The sequence below is a fragment of the Pseudoduganella umbonata genome, assembly GCF_014192225.1.
In the GTDB taxonomy this organism is placed as follows: Bacteria; Pseudomonadota; Gammaproteobacteria; order Burkholderiales; family Burkholderiaceae_D; genus Rugamonas; species Rugamonas umbonata.
Genome location: NZ_JACHXS010000013.1, coordinates 77667 through 95293, shown reverse-complemented (window position 1 = coordinate 95293; position 17627 = coordinate 77667). Strand labels below are relative to the sequence as shown.

Below are 17627 nucleotides of genomic sequence, written 5' to 3'. Positions count from 1 at the left end.
CGGCATCGGCGCTACCGCGCCGCGAGGCCGGGCGGCAGTACAGCCGCCGCGCCTTGAACCTGAGCGGCACTACAGCCGCCGCGCCTTGAACCTGAGCGGCACTACAGCTGCCGCGCCTTGAAGGTATCGCACTGCGCCACGTCGCCCGACTCCAGGCCGGTGCGGAACCAGCGCGTGCGCTGCGCCGAGGTGCCGTGCGTGAACGAATCGGGTACCACGTAGCCCTGCGCCTGGCGCTGCAGTGCGTCGTCGCCGATCGCGGTGGCGGCCGACAGCGCCGCTTCCACATCGCCCTGCTCCAGGATCTGCCGCGACCTGTTCGCATGGAAGGCCCATACGCCGGCAAAGCAGTCGGCCTGCAGTTCCAGCCGCACCGACAGCGCGTTCCCTTCCGTCTCATTGGTGTTTTGTTGCGCCTGGTGCACTTGGTCCGATACGCCCAGCAGGTGCTGCACGTGGTGCCCCACTTCGTGGGCGATCACGTAGGCCTGCGCGAATTCGCCGGAAACGTGGAAGCGCTCCTTCATCAGGCGGTAGAAAGCGAGATCGATGTACACCTTGCGGTCGGCCGGGCAGTAGAACGGGCCGGTGGACGACTGGCCGGTACCGCACGCGGTAGAGGTGCGGCCGGTGAACAGCACCAGCTTGGGCGGCTGGTATTGCGCGCCCTGGGCGCTGAACAGCGCGCCCCAGGTATCCTCGGTATCGGCCAGCACCGTCTTCATGAAGCGGGTTTCGGGATCGTTGGCGGTTGCCGTCGGCCCGGCCGCCTGCTGGCCGGCCGACTGCTGCGGCGCGCCGCCGTCCGCCATGCCCAGCAGCGTGAGCGGATTGATGCCGAACACAAAGGAGAGGATCAGCGCGATGACCACGCCGCCGATCGACAGCGAGCCGCCGCCAAAGCCGAATCCTCCGCCGCCACCGCCACCGCCGCCGCGGCGGTCCTCCACGTTATCGCTTTCCCGGTTGCCTTCCCATTTCATGATGTTTCTCCGTGATCATTTTGACCACACTATACGATGGCAAGCGACGGAGTCAGCGCATGTTAGCTTTCGGCAATACCGCGTGGGGCAATACCGATCAGATGTGGTACGTCGTCCCCGTCATCAGTTTCGACATCGCCGTCATCGCCACGCGCACCGGCAACGGGGTCTGGGCGGCACCCATTTCCTGCGCGGCCTTGCCGTGCGCGATCTCGTCGACACGCATCTGCTCGACGATGGCGCGCGACTTGGCATCGTTGGCGGGCAGGCTCGCCAGGTGGTTTTCCAGGTGCTTCTCGACCTGCCGCTCGGTCTCGACCACGAAGCCGAGGCTGTGCGGGTCGCCCATCCTGGCGGCCACGGTGCCCAGCGCGTAGGCGCCGGCATAGAACAGCGGCGCCAGCACGCTGGTCTGCGAATTCAATTCCTTCAGGCGCTGGGCTGTCCAGGCCAGGTGGTCTTCTTCCTCGCGGCTCGCTTCCTCGAATTTCTCGCGCAGCGCATCGCTCTTGGCAAAGCGGGCCTGCGAGTTGTACAGCGCCTGCGCCATCACCTCACCCACGTGGTCGACGCGGATCAGGCCGGCGCTGTGCTTGCGCTCCTCGTCGGTCAGCGTGGCGTCGTCCACGTGCGCGGCCGGGGTCGGGCGCGAAGCGGAGGACACGCCGGCCAGCACGCGCAGCGCCTTGTCGGTGCTGCAGATGAAGCGGTCGAGGGGCGTGTGGAAATGGAATTTGGAGCTCATGGCGGGCGATCCATCTTGTTCGAACAAGCACGATTATAAGGGCCGGTCCGTCGCGGATGCCGCACGATGGGCCGGACAAATCGTCCCAGCCGCCTTCATTCGCCTTCACATGGGCGAAGAATGGAATCGGTGCCCGCTCGAAGGCGTTATTCGCCTTCCCGTGGGCGAAAGATGGAATCGGTGCCCGCTCGAAGGCGTTATTCGCCTTCCCGTGGGCGAAGAATGGAATCGGTGCCCGCTCGAAGGCGTTATTCGCCTTCTCGTGGGCGAAAGATGGAATCGGTGCCCGCTCGAAGGCGTTATTCGCCTTCTCGCAAGATGCGCTGGCGCTCGATCCAGTCGGCCACCGGACCGCGCACGTCGAGCCCGGAAAAATCCTTCGCCACGCCCAGGTTCAGGCCCAGCAGGAACGGGATCGACTCCACCGGCACGTGCGGCAGGTAGTCGCCGAATGCCCGCGTGAACCGCTTCGAATCGAGCACGGCGACCACGCCCTCCCCGCTCATCCATTGCAGGATGCTGGTGATGCTGTGGCCCGGGCCGATCGAACGGTAGATGAAACGGTTGAAGGCCTTGTCCAGCTTCTTGAAGTCCAGCGTTTCCTTCGTCATCAGGGTCGCCAGGTAGCACAGGCCGAGCGCCAGCCGGAAGAAGTCCGTGGCTTCGCCCGCGGAGAGGCCGCAACGCGTGACTGTCAGGATCTGTTCCTGCAGTGCGCTATCGAGTTTGCTGTTCTCGTGACTCATGGCGCAACTATATAACAAGCCCATGGCTGGCCCGGAACGTTTTTGCGCCTTGTCACCAACGGTTACCCTTGCTACCCTTTGCCACCTTTCAGCTCGGCAGTAAGTTGGCGGTACCTGCCAGGCACGTATTCGTGCACTCTGGCGCCCCGATTGCGCGGGCTGTCGCAAGGCGGCAACCCTTATGTCGACGATTCAATACAATGCCGTAAAGAGGAACGGATGGCAGCGACGGCGCCATGCTGCGCCGCACAACCCAGGAGTAAGCATGGAACTACGCATCCGGAACCTGTCGAAGACCTACGCGAACGGCGTGGTGGCACTGGACAACATCACGCTGGACATCCCCGGCGGCATGTTCGGCCTGCTGGGGCCGAACGGCGCCGGCAAGTCGACGCTGATGCGCATCCTCGCCACGCTGCAGGAATGCGATACCGGCTCGGTGTTCTTCGGCGACCTCGACGTGCTCGACGAAAAGGATGAAGTGCGCCGCCTGCTCGGCTACCTGCCCCAGGATTTCGGCCTGTACCCGAAAGTCACCGCCTACGAATTGCTGGACCACTTCGCCGTGCTGAAGGGCCTGTCGCAGCGCGCGCGCCGGCGCGAAGTGGTCGACGGCCTGCTGCAGCAGACCAACCTGTTCGACGTGCGCAACCAGCGGCTGGGCACTTTCAGCAGCGGGATGCGCCAGCGCTTCGGCATCGCCCAGGCCCTGCTGGGCGACCCCAGGCTGATCATCGTCGACGAGCCGACCGCCGGCCTCGACCCACAGGAACGGGTGCGCTTCCACAACCTGCTGTCCGACATCGGCGACGAGCGCACCGTGATCCTCTCCACGCACATCGTCAGCGACGTGGCCGACCTGTGCTCGAACATGGCCATCATCAACAAGGGTCAGTTGCTGCTCACCGGCGCCACGCAGGGGCTGATCGACGACATCAGCTGCAAGATCTGGGCGCGTTTCATCGACAAGCGCGAACTGGCCTACTTCCAGCAGCGCCACACGATCATCTCCACGCGGCTGCTGTCCGGCCGCACGCTGATCCATGCCTACAGCGACGACGACCCGGGCGATGGCTTCGAGGAAGCCATCGGCGACCTGGAAGACGTCTACTTCGCCACCATCGCCGGCCGCCATGCGGCCGACGCGTGCGACTGAAAGGGCGCCATGCTGGAAATCGCGCTTTTCGAAGCGAAGCAGCGCATGCGGCTGCTGTCGACGTGGGTGTACTTCGTGATGTTCCTGGCACTGGCGATGCTGTGGATGGCCGGCGCCGGCGGCGTGTTCAAGGACTTCACCGTGACGTTCGGCGGCAAGGTGCTGATCAACGGGCCGCGCTCGATCATGCTGACCACCAGCGCGCTGGGCTGCCTGGGCGTGATCGTGGTGGCCGCCGTGATGGGCCGGGCAGTGCAGCAGGATTTCGAATACGACATGCACCACTTCTTCTTCTCGGCGCCGATCAGGAAGTATGCGTACATGTTCGGCCGCTTCCTCGGCTCCTGGCTGGTGCTGGCGGTGATCTTTTCCAGCATCCTGCTGGGCATCCTGCTGGGCAGCTGGCTGCCGGGCATGGACCCGGAGCGGCTCGGCCCCTTCGTGCCCGAGGCCTACCTGCTGCCCTACGTCCTGATCCTGCTGCCGAATCTGTTCATCTTCGGTGCCATCTTCTTCGTGCTGGCGGCGCTGACGCGGCGCATGCTGCCGGTGTACATCAGCAGCGTGGTCATGCTGATCGGGTACATCGTGGCGCCCGGCCTGGCGCGCGACCTGGACTACAAGATGCTGGCCGCGCTGATCGATCCGTTCGGCACCGCCGCACTGCTGCGCCTGACCGAATACTGGCCGGTGGCCGAACGCAGTACGCGGCTGGTGCTGCCCGAAGGCGTGTACCTGCTGAACCGCGCGATCTGGTGTTCGTTCGCGCTGGTGGCGCTGCTGCTCGGCTACTGGCGCTTCCATTTCGTCGGCAACGTCGACAATCATGGCGCGGCGCGCGGCGAAGGCGACGTGCCGCTGCGGATCAGCACCACCGCGGCCCGCACCGCCGAAACGCCGGATTTCAGGTCGCGCAGCCTGACGCTGCTGCTGTTCCAGTTCAGCTGGCTGAACCTGCGCGAAACGATGAAGAACGTGTACTTCTTCGTGCTCGTGCTGGCCGGCGTGCTGCTGATGTATGCCAGCACGCTGAAACTGGGATCGATGTGGGGCACCTCCACCTACCCGGTCACGTACATGGTGGTCGAAACGATGTCGCAGGCATTCTCGCTGGTGATGCTGGTGGTGACCACGTTCTACGCGGGCGAGATGGTCTGGCGCGAACGCGAGCACCGCATGGCGCTGATGCTCGATGCGCTGCCGGTTCCGGGCTGGCTGCCGATGGCATCGAAGCTCATCGCACTGGTCGCGCTGCAGGCGCTGCTGCTGTTGCTGGTCATGGCATGCGGCATGTCGGTGCAGGTGTTCCACGGCTACTTCCACCTTGAACCGATGCAGTACCTGCAAAACCTGTACGCGGTGCAGTTGCCGTTCTATGCGCTGCTGGCGGTACTGGCGATCGCGATGCAGGTGCTGATCGGCCACAAGTACGTGGCGTTCTTCGTGATGATCCTGTACTACGTGGCCACGATCGTGATGCCCACTGCGGGCTACGACCATCCGATGGTGCTGTATGCGTGGACGCCGGCGATGCGCTATTCGGACATGAACGGCTTCGGGCATTACCTGGTGCGCGAGCACTGGTATCACCTGTACTGGGCCGGCGCGGCGCTGATGCTGGCCGTGGCCACGCGCGTGTTCTGGCCGCGCGGCGCCAATGACGAATGGAAGACCAGGCTGCAACTGGCGCGCCGCGCGCTGACCCTGCCGGTGCTGGCCGGCTTCGGCATCGGCCTGGCCGTGATGGCGGCGACCGGCGCGGTCCTGTACTACAACCTGAACATGGCCAACGAGTTCCAGTCGCCATTCCGGCGCGATGCCGACCGCGCGGACTATGAGCGCCGGTACAAGGCCACGGCCAGCCTGGCGCAGCCGCGCATCACCGAGGTGAAGCTGCGCATGGAGATCATGCCGGCCGAACGCAAGCTGCTGGTCAGGGGCCGCTACCTGCTGGCCAACCGCGGCAGCACGCCGATCACCGCGGTCCATGTCAGTACCGACCCGCAGGCCGAGATGCGTTCGCTGGCGTTCGGTACCGCCAGCCGAATCACGCTGGCGGACCGGGAACTGGGTTTCTATCGCCATGCGCTGGCGCAGCCGCTGGCCCCAGGCGCCACGCTGGCGCTGGATTTCGAGATGTCCTGGGCGCCGCATGGCTTCTTCGGCCTCGGCAAGGATACGCCGGTGCTGGCCAACGGCACCTTCTTCAACAATACGATCCTGCCGCACATCGGCTACCAGCGCGACCGCGAACTGGCCGACCCGCGCGACCGCAAGCGGCACGACCTGCCGGCGCAGGACCGGGCGCTGCCGCGCGACGATCCGAAGGGCCTGGCCGACAACATGCTGGGCAGCGATGCGGACTGGGTCACCTTCGACGCCGTGATCGGCACGGATGCGGACCAGACGGCGATCGCCCCCGGTACGCTGGAAAAGGAATGGACGAAGGATGGCCGCCGCTGGTTCCACTACCGGATGGACAAGCCGATCCTGAACTTCTATTCGTTCCAGTCGGCCCGCTACGTGGTCAAGCATGACTGGTGGCAGGACGTGGGCATCGAGATCTACTACCATCCCGGCCACGAGTTCAACCTGGACCGGATGACGAAAGGCGTGAAGGATGCGCTCGACTACTACACGCGCAACTTCGGACCTTACCAGCACAAGATCCTGCGTATCGTCGAATTCCCCCGCTACCGGTCGTATGCGCAGTCCTATCCGAACACGATTCCGTTCTCGGAAGGCATGGGCTTCATCGCCGAAGTCGACGACGACGACCCGAAGGACATCGACTATCCTTACTACGTGACGGCGCACGAACTAGCCCACCAGTGGTGGGGGCACCAGCTGGTGGGCGGCAACACGCGTGGCGCCACGGTACTGTCCGAAACGCTGTCGGAGTATTCGGCGCTGATGGTCATGAAGCGCACGTTCGGCCCAAGCCGCATGCGCCGCTTCCTGCGCTACGACCTGGACATGTACCTGCATGGCCGTGCCATGGAAAACAAGAAGGAGCTGCCGCTGGCGGACAACGAGGACCAGGACTATATCCACTACCGCAAGGGCAGCCTGGCGATGTACCAGCTGCAGGACGTGATCGGCGAGGAGCGCGTCAACGCCGTGCTGCGCGGCCTGCTGAAGCAGTATGCCTACCGCGGCGATCCCTACCCCAGCGTGACGGCGCTGGTGGACGGGTTGCGCGCCGTGGTGCCGCCGGCCCACGCCTACCTGATCGACGACCTGTTCAATGCGATCGTCCTGTACGACAACCGGGCGCTGTCGGCCACGGCGTCGCGCCGCAGCGACGGCCGCTACGAGGTGCGGCTGACGATGCATGCGGCGAAGCTGCGCGCGGACGAACTGGGCGCGGAAAAGGAGACCCGGCTGGCCGAACCGATCGACATCGGCATCGACGACAAGGATGGCAAGCCGCTGCTGCGCGAACGGCGCCTGATCGACCGCCGCGAAACCACCGTGACGCTGGTGGTCGCCGGCCGCCCGGACCGTGCCGGCATCGATCCGGACAACAAGCTGATCGATCGCAAGCCGGACGACAACATGATTGCCGTGGAAATGGTCGCGCCGGAGTGACGGGATGAAAGGCAGCGCCGGCGATACCGCAGCCGAAATGGTGAGCCAGATACGGTGAGCCAGATACGGTGAGCCAGATACGGTTAAGCCGCGAACAGACCCGCGCCGCCATCGCCGCTATGCTGGCGGCTGTCCTTCACACAGGAGACGGCAATGGCATTCGATCTCGGTAATCTGTTACAGCAATATATCGGCGGGGCTATCGACCCTGCCCGCGCGGAACAGGACTTTCCACAAGCGGCACAGCAGGCGCCGCGTGGCGCAATGGCCCAAGGTGTCACGGAAGCGCTTCGTTCCGACCAGACCCCGCCGTTCGCGCAGATGGTCAGCCAGCTGTTCGGCCGCAGCGATCCGCAACAGCGCGCCGGCATGCTGAACCAGTTGCTCGGCAACGTCAGCCCGGCCATGCTCGCGGCGCTGGCTGGCGGCGTGGGCAACCTGTTCGGCCAGAACGGCCAGCCCCAGGTGACGCCTGAACAGGCGGAAAAGATCACGCCGCAGCAGGTGGAGGAAATCGCCACCACGGCCGAGCAGCACAACCCCGGCATCGTCGACCGCATCGGCGACTTCTATGCCGAGCACCCGCAACTGGTGCAGGCACTGGGTGGCGCCGCGCTGGCGATCGTGCTCGGCAAGATCGCCCAGGCCAACCGCAACTGATCCACCCGCCATCGGGCCACCGTGCAAGCGAGCCTCTTGCAACAGGGCCTCTTGCAATCGTTCCACTCGCACTCGTCCTACTTTCATGGAGGCATCACATGGGTATCCTCAGCAATATTTTCCACAAGATCTTCCCGTCGTCGCACCCGGCCGTGGCACAGCAGAAAACGGCACCGGCACCGGCTCCTGCCGCGGCCCCCGCCGCCAAGCCACAGGCAGCACCGGCTTCGCCGGCCACCGCGACCGCGGCGCAGTCTCCGGCCGCACCGGCACAGCCGGCAGCATTGTCGGAAGTGGACGTGGAAGCGATCCTGAACGGCAAGGCGCAGCAGGCCGGCCAGCAGCTGAACTGGCGTACCTCGATCGTCGACCTGCTGAAACTGCTGGACCTGGATAGCAGCCTGCAGGCGCGCAAGGAACTTGCACAGGAGTTGAACTACACGGGCGACACCGGCGATTCGGCCACGATGAACGTGTGGCTGCACCGGCAGGTGATGAACAAGCTGGCCGCCAACGGCGGCAAGGTTCCGGCCGATCTGAAGGATTGATGCCGGTAGCCGACGTGGATGCTGGCTGGAGACGGCCAGTACCGCACGCCGCAAAGCAAAACGGGGCCACATGTGGCCCCGTTTCTCGTTTCGGCAGTGCGTTTTACTCTGTCGTCACGGCTTTCTTCGCCGCCGCCTTCCTGGCCGGTGCTTTTTTCGCCGCCGTGGTCTTCGTGGCGGATTTAGCCGTGGCAGTCTTCGTCGCCGCGGCTTTCTTCGCCGCCGGCTTCTTCGTCGGTGCGGCCTCGCCGTCCTGCGTTTCCGCGCCTTCCGGTGCCGCCTTGGGCTTCGCACCCGGCTTTTCCTTGCGCGGCTCGAATTCAAAGCTGATCTTGCCATCCTTGCCGCGTACCAGGAACGCCTTGAACGGCCGGCGCGTGCGCTGCGAGATAAAGCCCGGCAGCAGGTCGGTCTTGCCGTCGTTCAGCAGCTTGGCCATCTGTTCCGGCAGGATTTCCTGCTGCAGGATGATGCGGCCGCTGCGGAAGTCGCACGTCTTCGGCTTTGCCATGCTGTGTTCGCACACATAGGCCAGGCCCATTTCGTACACGCCGCCATTGCACTTCGGGCACGGGCCCAGCGGCGTCTGGCCGGAGAAGTCCACCCCTTCGCCATCTTCGCCTTCCTCGTCGTTCTGGCCGAAGTCGAATTCAAGCTTGTAGTTGTTGATGTCCTCGTCGCGTGCGATGCGCAGGATCGCCGCGAACGGCCGGCCCATCTTCGAGCGGAAGCCCTGCAGCGGACCGATGGTGCGGTTCTTCAGCAGCTCTTCCACTTCGGCGATTTCGAACTGCCGGCTGCCCGGTGTTTTCGTCATCGAGAATTCGCACTTCGTGCAGGCGAAGCGGCGGTAGTTTTCCTTGACCACGCTGCTGCAGTTCGGGCAGGGCGTTTGCAGCGTCGCATATTCGCCGGGGATCGTGTCGTTGTCGTATTCCTTGGCGCGCTTGACGATAATCTGCGTCATCTGCGCGATCTCGCGCATGAACTCTTCGCGCGAGATACGGCCCTTTTCCATCTGCGACAGCTTGTATTCCCACTCGCCGGTGAGTTCCGGCGCGGTCAGTTCGCTGACACCCAGGCCGCGCAGCAGCGTCATCAGCTGCGATGCCTTGGCCGTGGACATCAATTCGCGGCCTTCGCGGATCAGGTATTTTTCCGTCAGCAGGCCCTCGATGATCGCCGCGCGCGTGGCCGGCGTGCCGAGGCCCTTGCCGGCCATCGCATCGCGCAATTCGTCCGAGTCGACCAGCTTGCCGGCGCCTTCCATCGCGGAGAGCAACGTCGCTTCCGTGTAGCGCGCGGGCGGCTTCGTCACGAGGCCGTTCGCATTCACCTTGTCGGTTTGTACCTTCTCGCCCTTCGCCACCGGCACCAGGTTGCCGCCACCTTCCTTGTCGTCGGTGGTGTCCTTGCCGTACACGGCCAGCCAGCCGGGGTTCGTCATGACCTTGCCCTCGGTCTTGAACTGGTGGCCCGACACTTCGGTGAAGCGCGTGGTTACCTGGAATTCGGCTGCCGGGAAGAACACTGCCATGAAGCGGCGCGTGACGAGGTCGTACAGCTTTTGTTCCGGTTCCGACAAACCCTTCGGCGCGATGCCGGTCGGGATGATCGCGAAGTGGTCCGAGATCTTCGTGTTGTCGAAGATGCGCTTGTTCGGCTTGACCCAGCCCTTGTCCAGGATCTGCTTGGCGAACTGGTGGTAGTTCGGGTTCTGCTTGACCACTTCCAGCGTGGATTTCACGGTGGGCAGGTAGTCTTCCGGCAGGTGGCGCGAATCGGTACGCGGATACGTCAGCACCTTGTGCTTCTCGTACAGCGCCTGTGCCAGGCCCAGCGTGTTCTTGGCCGAGAAGCCGAAGCGGCCGTTGGCCTCGCGCTGCAGGCTGGTCAGGTCGAACAGCGCGGGGGCCATCGACGTGGTCGGCTTCGATTCCTCGCTGACGATGCCGGGCTTGCCCTTGCACGCCAGTGCGATCGAATCGGCGGCCGCCTTGCTCCACAGGCGCTCGGCGCGCTTCTCGGGATCGTTCTCGTCCTTCTTGAAGCCCGTGTCGAGCCAGCGGCCTTCATACACGCCGGCGGCGCAGACGAATTCGGCGCGCACTTCCCAGTAATCGCGTGGCACGAACTTCTTGATCTTCTCGTCGCGCTCGACGACGATCGACAGCGTCGGCGTCTGCACGCGGCCCACGGTGGTCAGGTAGAAGCCGCCCTCTTTCGAATTGAAGGCCGTCATCGCGCGGGTGCCGTTGATGCCGATCAGCCAGTCGGCTTCGGAGCGGCAGCGTGCCGCGTCGGCCAGCGGCAGCATTTCGTCATCGCTGCGCAGGTGCGCGAAGCCGTCGCGGATCGCGTTCGGCGTCATCGACTGCAGCCACAGGCGCTTGACCGGCTGCTTGGCCTTGGCGTTCTGCGCGATCAGGCGGAAGATCAGTTCACCTTCGCGGCCCGCGTCGCATGCGTTGATCAGGGCCGTGACGTCTTTCCGCTTGATCAGTTTGTTCAGAACCTTGAGGCGGCTTTCCGTCTTGGCGATCGGGTTCAGCGCGAAGTACGGCGGGATCATCGGCAGGTGCGCGAAGCTCCATTTGCCGCGCTTGACGTCGTACTCCTCCGGCACCGCGATTTCCAGCAGGTGGCCCACGGCGGACGACAGCACGTATTCTTCGGACTCGAAATACTCATCGTGCTTGGTGAAGCCGCCAAGCGACTTCGCGATATCGTTCGCGACAGAAGGCTTCTCGGCGATGATGAGGGTTTTGCTCATGATTGTTGTTCTCGGTTTGCTTATGCTCGGTTGCTGCGGGGGCCAGCGTCGCGCGCGGCGCGTCGGCCGGCCTCCGGGGGTATGGCAGGCGCATGATACATGGGCATCGCGCTTCGTGCCGGATTTTTCGCCCCGGGCATTATTGTCAAGGGGCCAATCATAATCGCGCAGGCGGCAAAACCGCAAGCATGCACACCAATGCAATCCGGCCGCAAAGTGGCCGGCGAGGATACGTCCCGATACTTCTTTATTAGTGATGAGCCCGAGAAGACGGGATTGCGTGGACGACGCAATTCAGGCACTACGCCGGGCACCGCTTCGAACACTGCGTCGGCATGGCGCCTGCAACTGCGTCGGGCAGTGCATCACGCATCCGGTCAATGAATGAGACGGCTCGCGCCGGTGGAAGGTTCAGCGAAGGCGGTTCAGTGCAGGCGGTTCAGTGCAGGCGGTTCAGTGCAGCAGGCGCGGCGCCTGTTCTTCGTCCGACCCGAACAGGTCGTCGAACATCAGCGCGTCCGGCTCCTTGCCCTGGCTCCACAGGAGCATCAGTACGATGATCTTCAGCTTGCCCAGGTTGACGGGCGATTCCTCGAGCGCCAGCGCGCGTTCGATGACGATCTCGCGTTGCAGCGGCGACAGTACGCGCGCGCTTTCCAGGAAGGCGATGAAGCCGATGGCTTGCGTGCCCAGGACATCCTGTTCTTCCTCGACATAGAACCGCGTGCCGGTCGATGCCGCCGTCGATGCCGATTCGACACCCGCCATTTCACCGGCCATCTCGGTCAGGTCGTTGAGCCAGACCAGCGCCTCGGAAATCTCCACGTCGTCGAAACCGACAGCGGACAACTTCTTCGCCAACGCGGCCGGTTCGGGGCATGCGTCGGGGCGATAATAGGTCTCGTAGAGATAAACAAGGATGTCGAACATGGCGCTACTCTATCAGCATAAATCGACGCGGCACAAGACCCGCACCCTTGCTTTTCACCTTTTGAGTCGCTGAAAAACACCACCAGGCAGCCGTTCCACAACACCTGCTAACTCTAGTGCAAGCAAACTTGCCTGTGTGTCAGCCGGATCCAGTTTCAGCCTTGCCGCCAGTTCATCGGCGCCCACTGGATCGTACGACAATGCCGTTAACAACACATCGGCCGCGTGCGTCAATTCGTCGAACATCGCTTCCGCGCAGTACGCATTGCCGATACCGAATGCTTCCAGGATATCGTGTGCGGTCTCGACCAGCCGGGCGCCATCGCGTATCAGCTTGTGACAGCCTTTCGCCAGCGCCGAATGGATCGAACCGGGAATCGCGAACACATCGCGGCCCTGTTCGTTGGCAAGGCGCGCGGTGATCAGCGAGCCCGATTGCTCCGCCGCCTCGACCACCAGCACGCCACGCGACAAGCCGCTGATGATGCGGTTGCGGATCGGGAAATTCTGCTTGCGTGCAGGCGTGCCCAACGCGAATTCGCTGAGAATGCAACCGGCTTCGCGAACACGCGCATCGAGGGCGGCATTCGATACCGGATAGACCACGTCGATGCCGGTGCCGACCACCGCCACGGTCGAGCCCGGGCCTGCCATGCCGCCAAGGTGCGCGGCGGCGTCGATGCCGAGCGCAAGGCCCGATACGATCGTGAAGCCGGCTTCCGACAAGGCACGCGCGAAGTTGCCGGCGTTGGCCTTGCCCTGCTGCGTGGCGGTGCGGCTGCCGACGATGCCGATCGCCTTGCCATACAGCAGCGCGAGATTGCCCTGGACATGCAGCAGTACTGGCGGATCGGCAATCTCTTTCAGTTGCGGCGGATAGGCTGCGTCGTTCAGCGTCAGCAGGTGATTGCCTGGCTGGCCGGCCCAGTGCAGCGTGGCTTCGGCAACCGCGCGTGCGCGCGGCGCGAACGGCGCGGCGATGGCCACGATCGGCAAGTCGACACCGACGTCGGCGAGACGCTGTTCGCGCGCCGCTTCGATCACGGCGGGCGCCGTGCCGTGCGCGTGTATCAACCGCGCGGCCGCGTGGCGCGGCAGGCCCGGCAACATTGCCAGGCGCAGCCAGGCCAGCAGCTGATCGACATCAAGCGCGACACCAAGCGCGGTACCAAGCGTGGCACCAGGCGCGGCACCGGGAGCAGTACCAGCATCGGTGCACTGCACGCTGCTGCCGGGGGCCGGTGCGGCGTCATGCGTAAAGAGGGATTCCGTGTCTTGCACGGCGGGGTCACTCCGGCGTTCTGGCGACGTCGCCCACCACTACCGGTTCGGTCGCCTGCATGATCAGGCCATAGGAAATGCGCTTGAACACGCGGAAGATAAACAGGGTGCCGACCTGTTCGTCCGGCAGCCTGACCTGCGGATTGCCGAGATTGTGCCAGCCTTTGCTGGCCGACTTGTCGGTTACCGTCTGCCCGACATGGTACAACTGGAGGGTGGCGCCGACGTCGAGCCCATCAAGCTTTCCGCGATTGATCGAGACCACGTGGTTCTGGCCCGCATGCGCCACGCCGTCGTAGATGGCCAGCACGCGCGCCTCCACCGGCTGCGCCGGCGGGTGCGGCACATAGCTTTGCATCGGCACCGGTTCGGTACGCATCAGCTGGTCGCCCACCCCCATCTCCTCCCTGGCTCCGGTGACGATGAACGTGTGCACGTCCGCGCCGGGCCCCGCTTCTTTCTGCAATGCCAGCGTGCCGAGGTAATGCGCTTCCTGTCCTATCACCGCCCTGGTGACGGGATCGGTCAGTGCCTTGCCGGGACGGAATACCTGGAATGACGTGGCACCCTTCAGGTTGCCGCGCACGTAGGCCTTGTCATCCTTGCCCAGGAAGACCCGGTTGCCCGCGGTGGCCACGATACGTGGCGCATCCTTCAGCTCGTCCTCCTCGACGATCAGCGGCTGCGCCAGGAACGGTTCGATCACCCCGGGCGGAATGGCTGGAATGGCATCCTTGCCCAGGCCTTCGGTGCGTGCCCGTGGCGACAGCTTCGTCAATCCCGGCTCATTACCGCCCAGCTTGTTACCCAGCCGCAGGCGCCCCGCGGCGCGATCGAACCAGATCACCTGGCCGGGATAGATCCAGTGAGGATCGGCAATCTCGGCGCGGTTCATGCCCCATACCTGCGGCCAGCACCACGGTTTGCGCAGGAATGTCCCGGCGATGTCCCACAGGGTGTCGCCTTTGATAACGGTATGCTGGTCCGGCGCGTCCGCCCGGAATTCGCAGCCGGTTTGCGGTGCCGCGACGGCCATGGCGGCGGATCCGCAAAACGCCGCGGCGACCAACAGGCACGCCCCGACTGTGCTAAAATTTTTCATTGAATATGTCCGTTGATTCGGCACCAGAAAATGCCCGGTCATTGTTTCTTCGAAGCCTTTGTTTTCTCATATCGTTCTTCCATCCTGCTTGACGAAGTCACCATGGGAGAAAGCAAAGCGCCCGAAGAAGTTGCCGAACAGAATCATTCTGCCCAACTTACCCTGACCTGACAAGCCGAACGACGCTGCAATGCGTGGTGGCATGGTTCAGGCGTTGCTTTGTTGGCGTTGCTTGTTAGCGTTGCTCGTTCGCGCTGCTTGGTTCGCTTGTTGGCGTTGCCTTGTTACCAAGCCGAGTCATGAAGAATCGACGACGCCGGTACCGCAGGCTTTTTTGATCGTCAGGCTTTTTGATCGTCAGGCTTTTTTGATCGTTTTTCCCACTGAATTTATACTGAAGCCTGCGTTGTCATTCACTGCGTTGTCATTCAGTATCCCGCGTTTCGCATCCATTTTTTTGCATCCCGCTCCAGCCTTCATACCAGATTACCCATGTCGAAACTGAACATCCTCCGCTATCCCGACCCGCGCCTGTCCAAGGTCGCCAAGCCCGTCACCGTGTTCGACGAGCGCATCGCGCGCCTCGTTGCCGACATGGCCGAGACGATGTACGACGCGCCCGGCATCGGCCTGGCCGCCACGCAGGTCGATGTACACGAGCGCGTGGTCGTCATCGACATCAGCGAAACCAAGGACCAGTTGACGGTCTTCATCAATCCGGAAATATTGTGGGCCAGCGACGAGAAGCAGGTCTACGACGAAGGCTGCCTGTCGGTACCCGGCATCTACGACGATGTCGAGCGCCCTGCCAGGGTGAAGGTGCGGGCCCAGAACGAAAAAGGCGAGTTCTTCGAGATGGATGCGGATGGCTTGCTGGCCGTGTGCATCCAGCATGAAATGGATCACCTGATGGGCAAGGTGTTTGTCGAGTACCTGTCGCCGCTGAAGCGCAACCGCATCAAGACCAAGCTGCAGAAGGAAGAACGCGGCATGGAACGCGGACGCCAGCTGCGCACCGCCGACCGCCGCTGACCGGGCGCCCGATGAAGGTCGTTTTTGCCGGTACTCCCGAGTTTGCAGCCGTGGCGCTGCGGGCCATCCACGCCGCGGGGTTCGAGATCCCGCTGGTGCTGACGCAGCCTGACCGCCCCGCCGGCCGCGGCCTCCAGCTGCAACCGTCTGCCGTCAAGCAGTACGCGGTGGCCCATGGCATTCCGGTGGCGCAACCGCTGTCGCTGCGGATGGATGCCAAGGATCCGCAGCGCGCGCTGGAAGCAAAACAGGCGCACGAACTCCTGCTCGGCACCGATTACGACGCGATGGTGGTGGCGGCCTACGGGCTGATCCTGCCGCGCAGCACGCTCGACATCAGGCCCTGCATCAATATCCACGGGTCGCTGCTGCCCCGCTGGCGTGGCGCCGCGCCGATCCATCGCGCGATCGAAGCGGGCGACCATGAAACCGGCGTGACCATCATGCAGATGGAAGAAGGGCTCGATACCGGCCCGATGCTGCTGATCGAACGCACGCCGATCGGTCCGCAGGACACGACGGCCACGCTGCACGATCGCCTGGCGGCCCTGGGTGCCGACATGGTGGTCAAGGTGCTGCGCAAGATGGAGCACGGCGTGATCGAAGCGGTGCCGCAGCCGGAAGCGGGCGTCACCTATGCCGCCAAGATCGCCAAGGAAGAAGCCGCGCTGGACTTCAGCCTGCCCGCGCGCGACATCGGCCGCAAGATCCGCGCCTTCAATCCGTTTCCCGGTGCCCACGCGATCGTGAACGGTATTGTCATCAAGCTGTGGGGCGCGGAGTTGCTGGATGCGGACAGCACGGCCCCGGCCGGCCAGGTGCTGGCAGCCGACGCCGAACATGGCATCGTGGTGGCCTGCGGCAGTGGCGCACTGCGCCTGACGCATTTGCAGAAGCCGGGCGGCAAACGCCTGCCGGCCGCGGAGTTCATCAAGGGCTTCTCGCTCGACGGCCTGCGCTTCGAATGAACCGTCCCGGGCGGGACGGCATGCCTGCCGCACCGCCCGGAAAAAGAACAGCGCGAGGCCGCCGCGTTTCAACATATTCCCAGCAGTTTTCCCGGCGCTTGATAATCCTCAATGAAGATTTCGAATTAATAATAATAATTTCCTGTTTGCCATAATTTATAAAAGATTGTCTACTATCTTTTTATACCAATAGATTGAAATTAATAATTCAGATGGCAGCTGGATAAATTATTGCGTTGTTTCGGCACAAAAGCCGACGATAAATTGTTTCCCCGCAAAGCCCGGCAAGTTACTATGTTTACTCCTCTTCACCTTTGTTGAGAAGAATCATGTTTAAGACAATTGCCTTTGCCACTTTGATCACCGCCAGCTGCGGCGCCCATGCAGTAACGACGTGGACCTTTTCGTACACCGGGTTCCAGGACGCGAACACGGGCGTGTTCGACACGAGCCGCGCGCTGCAGGGGTCATTCTCCGGTCACGATATCAATGGCGACGGCTATGTGAAAAAGGACGAGATAACGTCATTTTTCGTGAATGGCATGGACTATCTCGGCTGCGCTGGAAACAGTAATGATTTCTACCAGTGCGGCACTGAAGCCTTTCAATACCAGCTTGGTGGCGCGCTCGACTTTTCCGCCGGGGAGCGTGGCTCCGATCCGGAAGGATCTTTCCGCAGCGGTCACTACTATATTTCTGGCGACCAGGAATTCGACTACAGCTTCACGCCGTTTTCGTCGTCCTACAATGCCTACCTGTGGACCGACCAGACCGAGTTCGCCATCGGCAAGGGCATCGTGCTCGATGCGCCGGTGCTGACGGTGCCGGAACCGGGCACGTGGGCGATGCTGGCCACCGGCCTGCTGCTGGTGACGGGCGCGGCACGGCGCCGCAAGACTGCAGCAGTCCGCCGCTGACGTTCCCGGCGGCCTGCGGCCGCCACCCGCCACCTGCCGCGCCGGCCTGCCCGGCGCAAGTTCGCGGCAACCTGCCCGGACGCCGTATTCATTCCTTCCCGCACGCCTTGCCAGCCGATACCGGCTGCGCCCGCGCATCTGGCGCTCCCCAGTCAATCAAGCGGGTACAGCCGAATTCATGGCGGGAGCGCGGCC

The 17627-nt window shown here is 63.6% G+C and carries 14 protein-coding genes; 7 read left to right on the top strand and 7 right to left on the bottom strand.

Features of this window, described 5'->3' with window-relative positions; genetic code table 11:
* Positions 1-101: 101 nt before the first annotated feature.
* The 3 genes from ypfJ to FHS02_RS26800 all read right to left on the bottom strand — a co-directional run bounded on the left by ypfJ (position 102) and on the right by FHS02_RS26800 (position 2474).
* A complete protein-coding gene (gene ypfJ, locus FHS02_RS26810; RefSeq protein WP_137316101.1) occupies positions 102-983 on the bottom strand; it encodes a KPN_02809 family neutral zinc metallopeptidase in 882 nt (293 codons plus the stop codon).
* Between the two features lie 97 nt (positions 984-1080).
* A complete protein-coding gene (coq7, locus tag FHS02_RS26805; RefSeq protein WP_137316100.1) occupies positions 1081-1728 on the bottom strand; it encodes a 2-polyprenyl-3-methyl-6-methoxy-1,4-benzoquinone monooxygenase in 648 nt (215 codons plus the stop codon).
* A gap of 299 nt (positions 1729-2027) precedes the next feature.
* Entirely contained in the window at positions 2028-2474 is a 447-nt protein-coding gene (locus FHS02_RS26800) for a hypothetical protein (RefSeq protein ID WP_137316099.1), read from the bottom strand.
* 265 nt (positions 2475-2739) lie between these two features.
* Between FHS02_RS26800 and FHS02_RS26795 the strand changes: the two genes are divergently transcribed.
* The 4 genes from FHS02_RS26795 to FHS02_RS26780 all read left to right on the top strand — a co-directional run bounded on the left by FHS02_RS26795 (position 2740) and on the right by FHS02_RS26780 (position 8429).
* Positions 2740-3630: an ABC transporter ATP-binding protein gene (locus FHS02_RS26795; protein WP_137316098.1), complete on the top strand. Its 891-nt coding sequence runs from the start codon at positions 2740-2742 to the stop codon at positions 3628-3630.
* Between the two features lie 9 nt (positions 3631-3639).
* A complete protein-coding gene (locus FHS02_RS26790; RefSeq protein ID WP_137316097.1) occupies positions 3640-7221 on the top strand; it encodes an ABC transporter permease/M1 family aminopeptidase in 3582 nt (1193 codons plus the stop codon).
* A gap of 153 nt (positions 7222-7374) precedes the next feature.
* Positions 7375-7881, top strand: coding sequence for a hypothetical protein (locus tag FHS02_RS26785; protein ID WP_137316096.1), 507 nt, complete (start codon positions 7375-7377; stop codon positions 7879-7881).
* Positions 7882-7979: 98 nt separating this feature from the next.
* Positions 7980-8429: a DUF3597 domain-containing protein gene (locus FHS02_RS26780; protein ID WP_137316095.1), complete on the top strand. Its 450-nt coding sequence runs from the start codon at positions 7980-7982 to the stop codon at positions 8427-8429.
* Positions 8430-8532: 103 nt separating this feature from the next.
* On the opposite strand, the gene FHS02_RS26775 is transcribed toward FHS02_RS26780, so the two are convergent.
* The 4 genes from FHS02_RS26775 to FHS02_RS26760 all read right to left on the bottom strand — a co-directional run bounded on the left by FHS02_RS26775 (position 8533) and on the right by FHS02_RS26760 (position 14515).
* A complete protein-coding gene (locus tag FHS02_RS26775; RefSeq protein ID WP_137316094.1) occupies positions 8533-11202 on the bottom strand; it encodes a DNA topoisomerase III in 2670 nt (889 codons plus the stop codon).
* Between the two features lie 453 nt (positions 11203-11655).
* A complete protein-coding gene (locus FHS02_RS26770) occupies positions 11656-12132 on the bottom strand; it encodes a Smg family protein (protein ID WP_137316093.1) in 477 nt (158 codons plus the stop codon).
* 54 nt (positions 12133-12186) lie between these two features.
* Positions 12187-13176: a DNA-processing protein DprA gene (gene dprA, locus FHS02_RS26765; RefSeq protein WP_371870590.1), complete on the bottom strand. Its 990-nt coding sequence runs from the start codon at positions 13174-13176 to the stop codon at positions 12187-12189.
* A 244-nt stretch (positions 13177-13420) separates the two neighbouring features.
* On the bottom strand, positions 13421-14515 hold the full coding sequence (locus tag FHS02_RS26760; protein WP_137316092.1) for a LysM peptidoglycan-binding domain-containing protein: 1095 nt from the start codon (positions 14513-14515) through the stop codon (positions 13421-13423).
* A gap of 492 nt (positions 14516-15007) precedes the next feature.
* Here FHS02_RS26760 and def point away from each other — a divergent pair, with 492 nt between their 5' ends.
* The 3 genes from def (at position 15008) to FHS02_RS26745 (ending at position 17432) form a co-directional block, all read left to right on the top strand.
* Complete coding sequence (gene def, locus FHS02_RS26755; RefSeq protein ID WP_137316091.1) at positions 15008-15547, top strand: peptide deformylase; 540 nt, start codon at positions 15008-15010, stop codon at positions 15545-15547.
* Positions 15548-15558: 11 nt separating this feature from the next.
* Complete coding sequence (gene fmt, locus FHS02_RS26750; protein WP_137316090.1) at positions 15559-16515, top strand: methionyl-tRNA formyltransferase; 957 nt, start codon at positions 15559-15561, stop codon at positions 16513-16515.
* Positions 16516-16844: 329 nt separating this feature from the next.
* Positions 16845-17432: a PEP-CTERM sorting domain-containing protein gene (locus FHS02_RS26745; RefSeq protein WP_137316089.1), complete on the top strand. Its 588-nt coding sequence runs from the start codon at positions 16845-16847 to the stop codon at positions 17430-17432.
* The last annotated feature ends 195 nt before the right edge of the window (positions 17433-17627 follow it).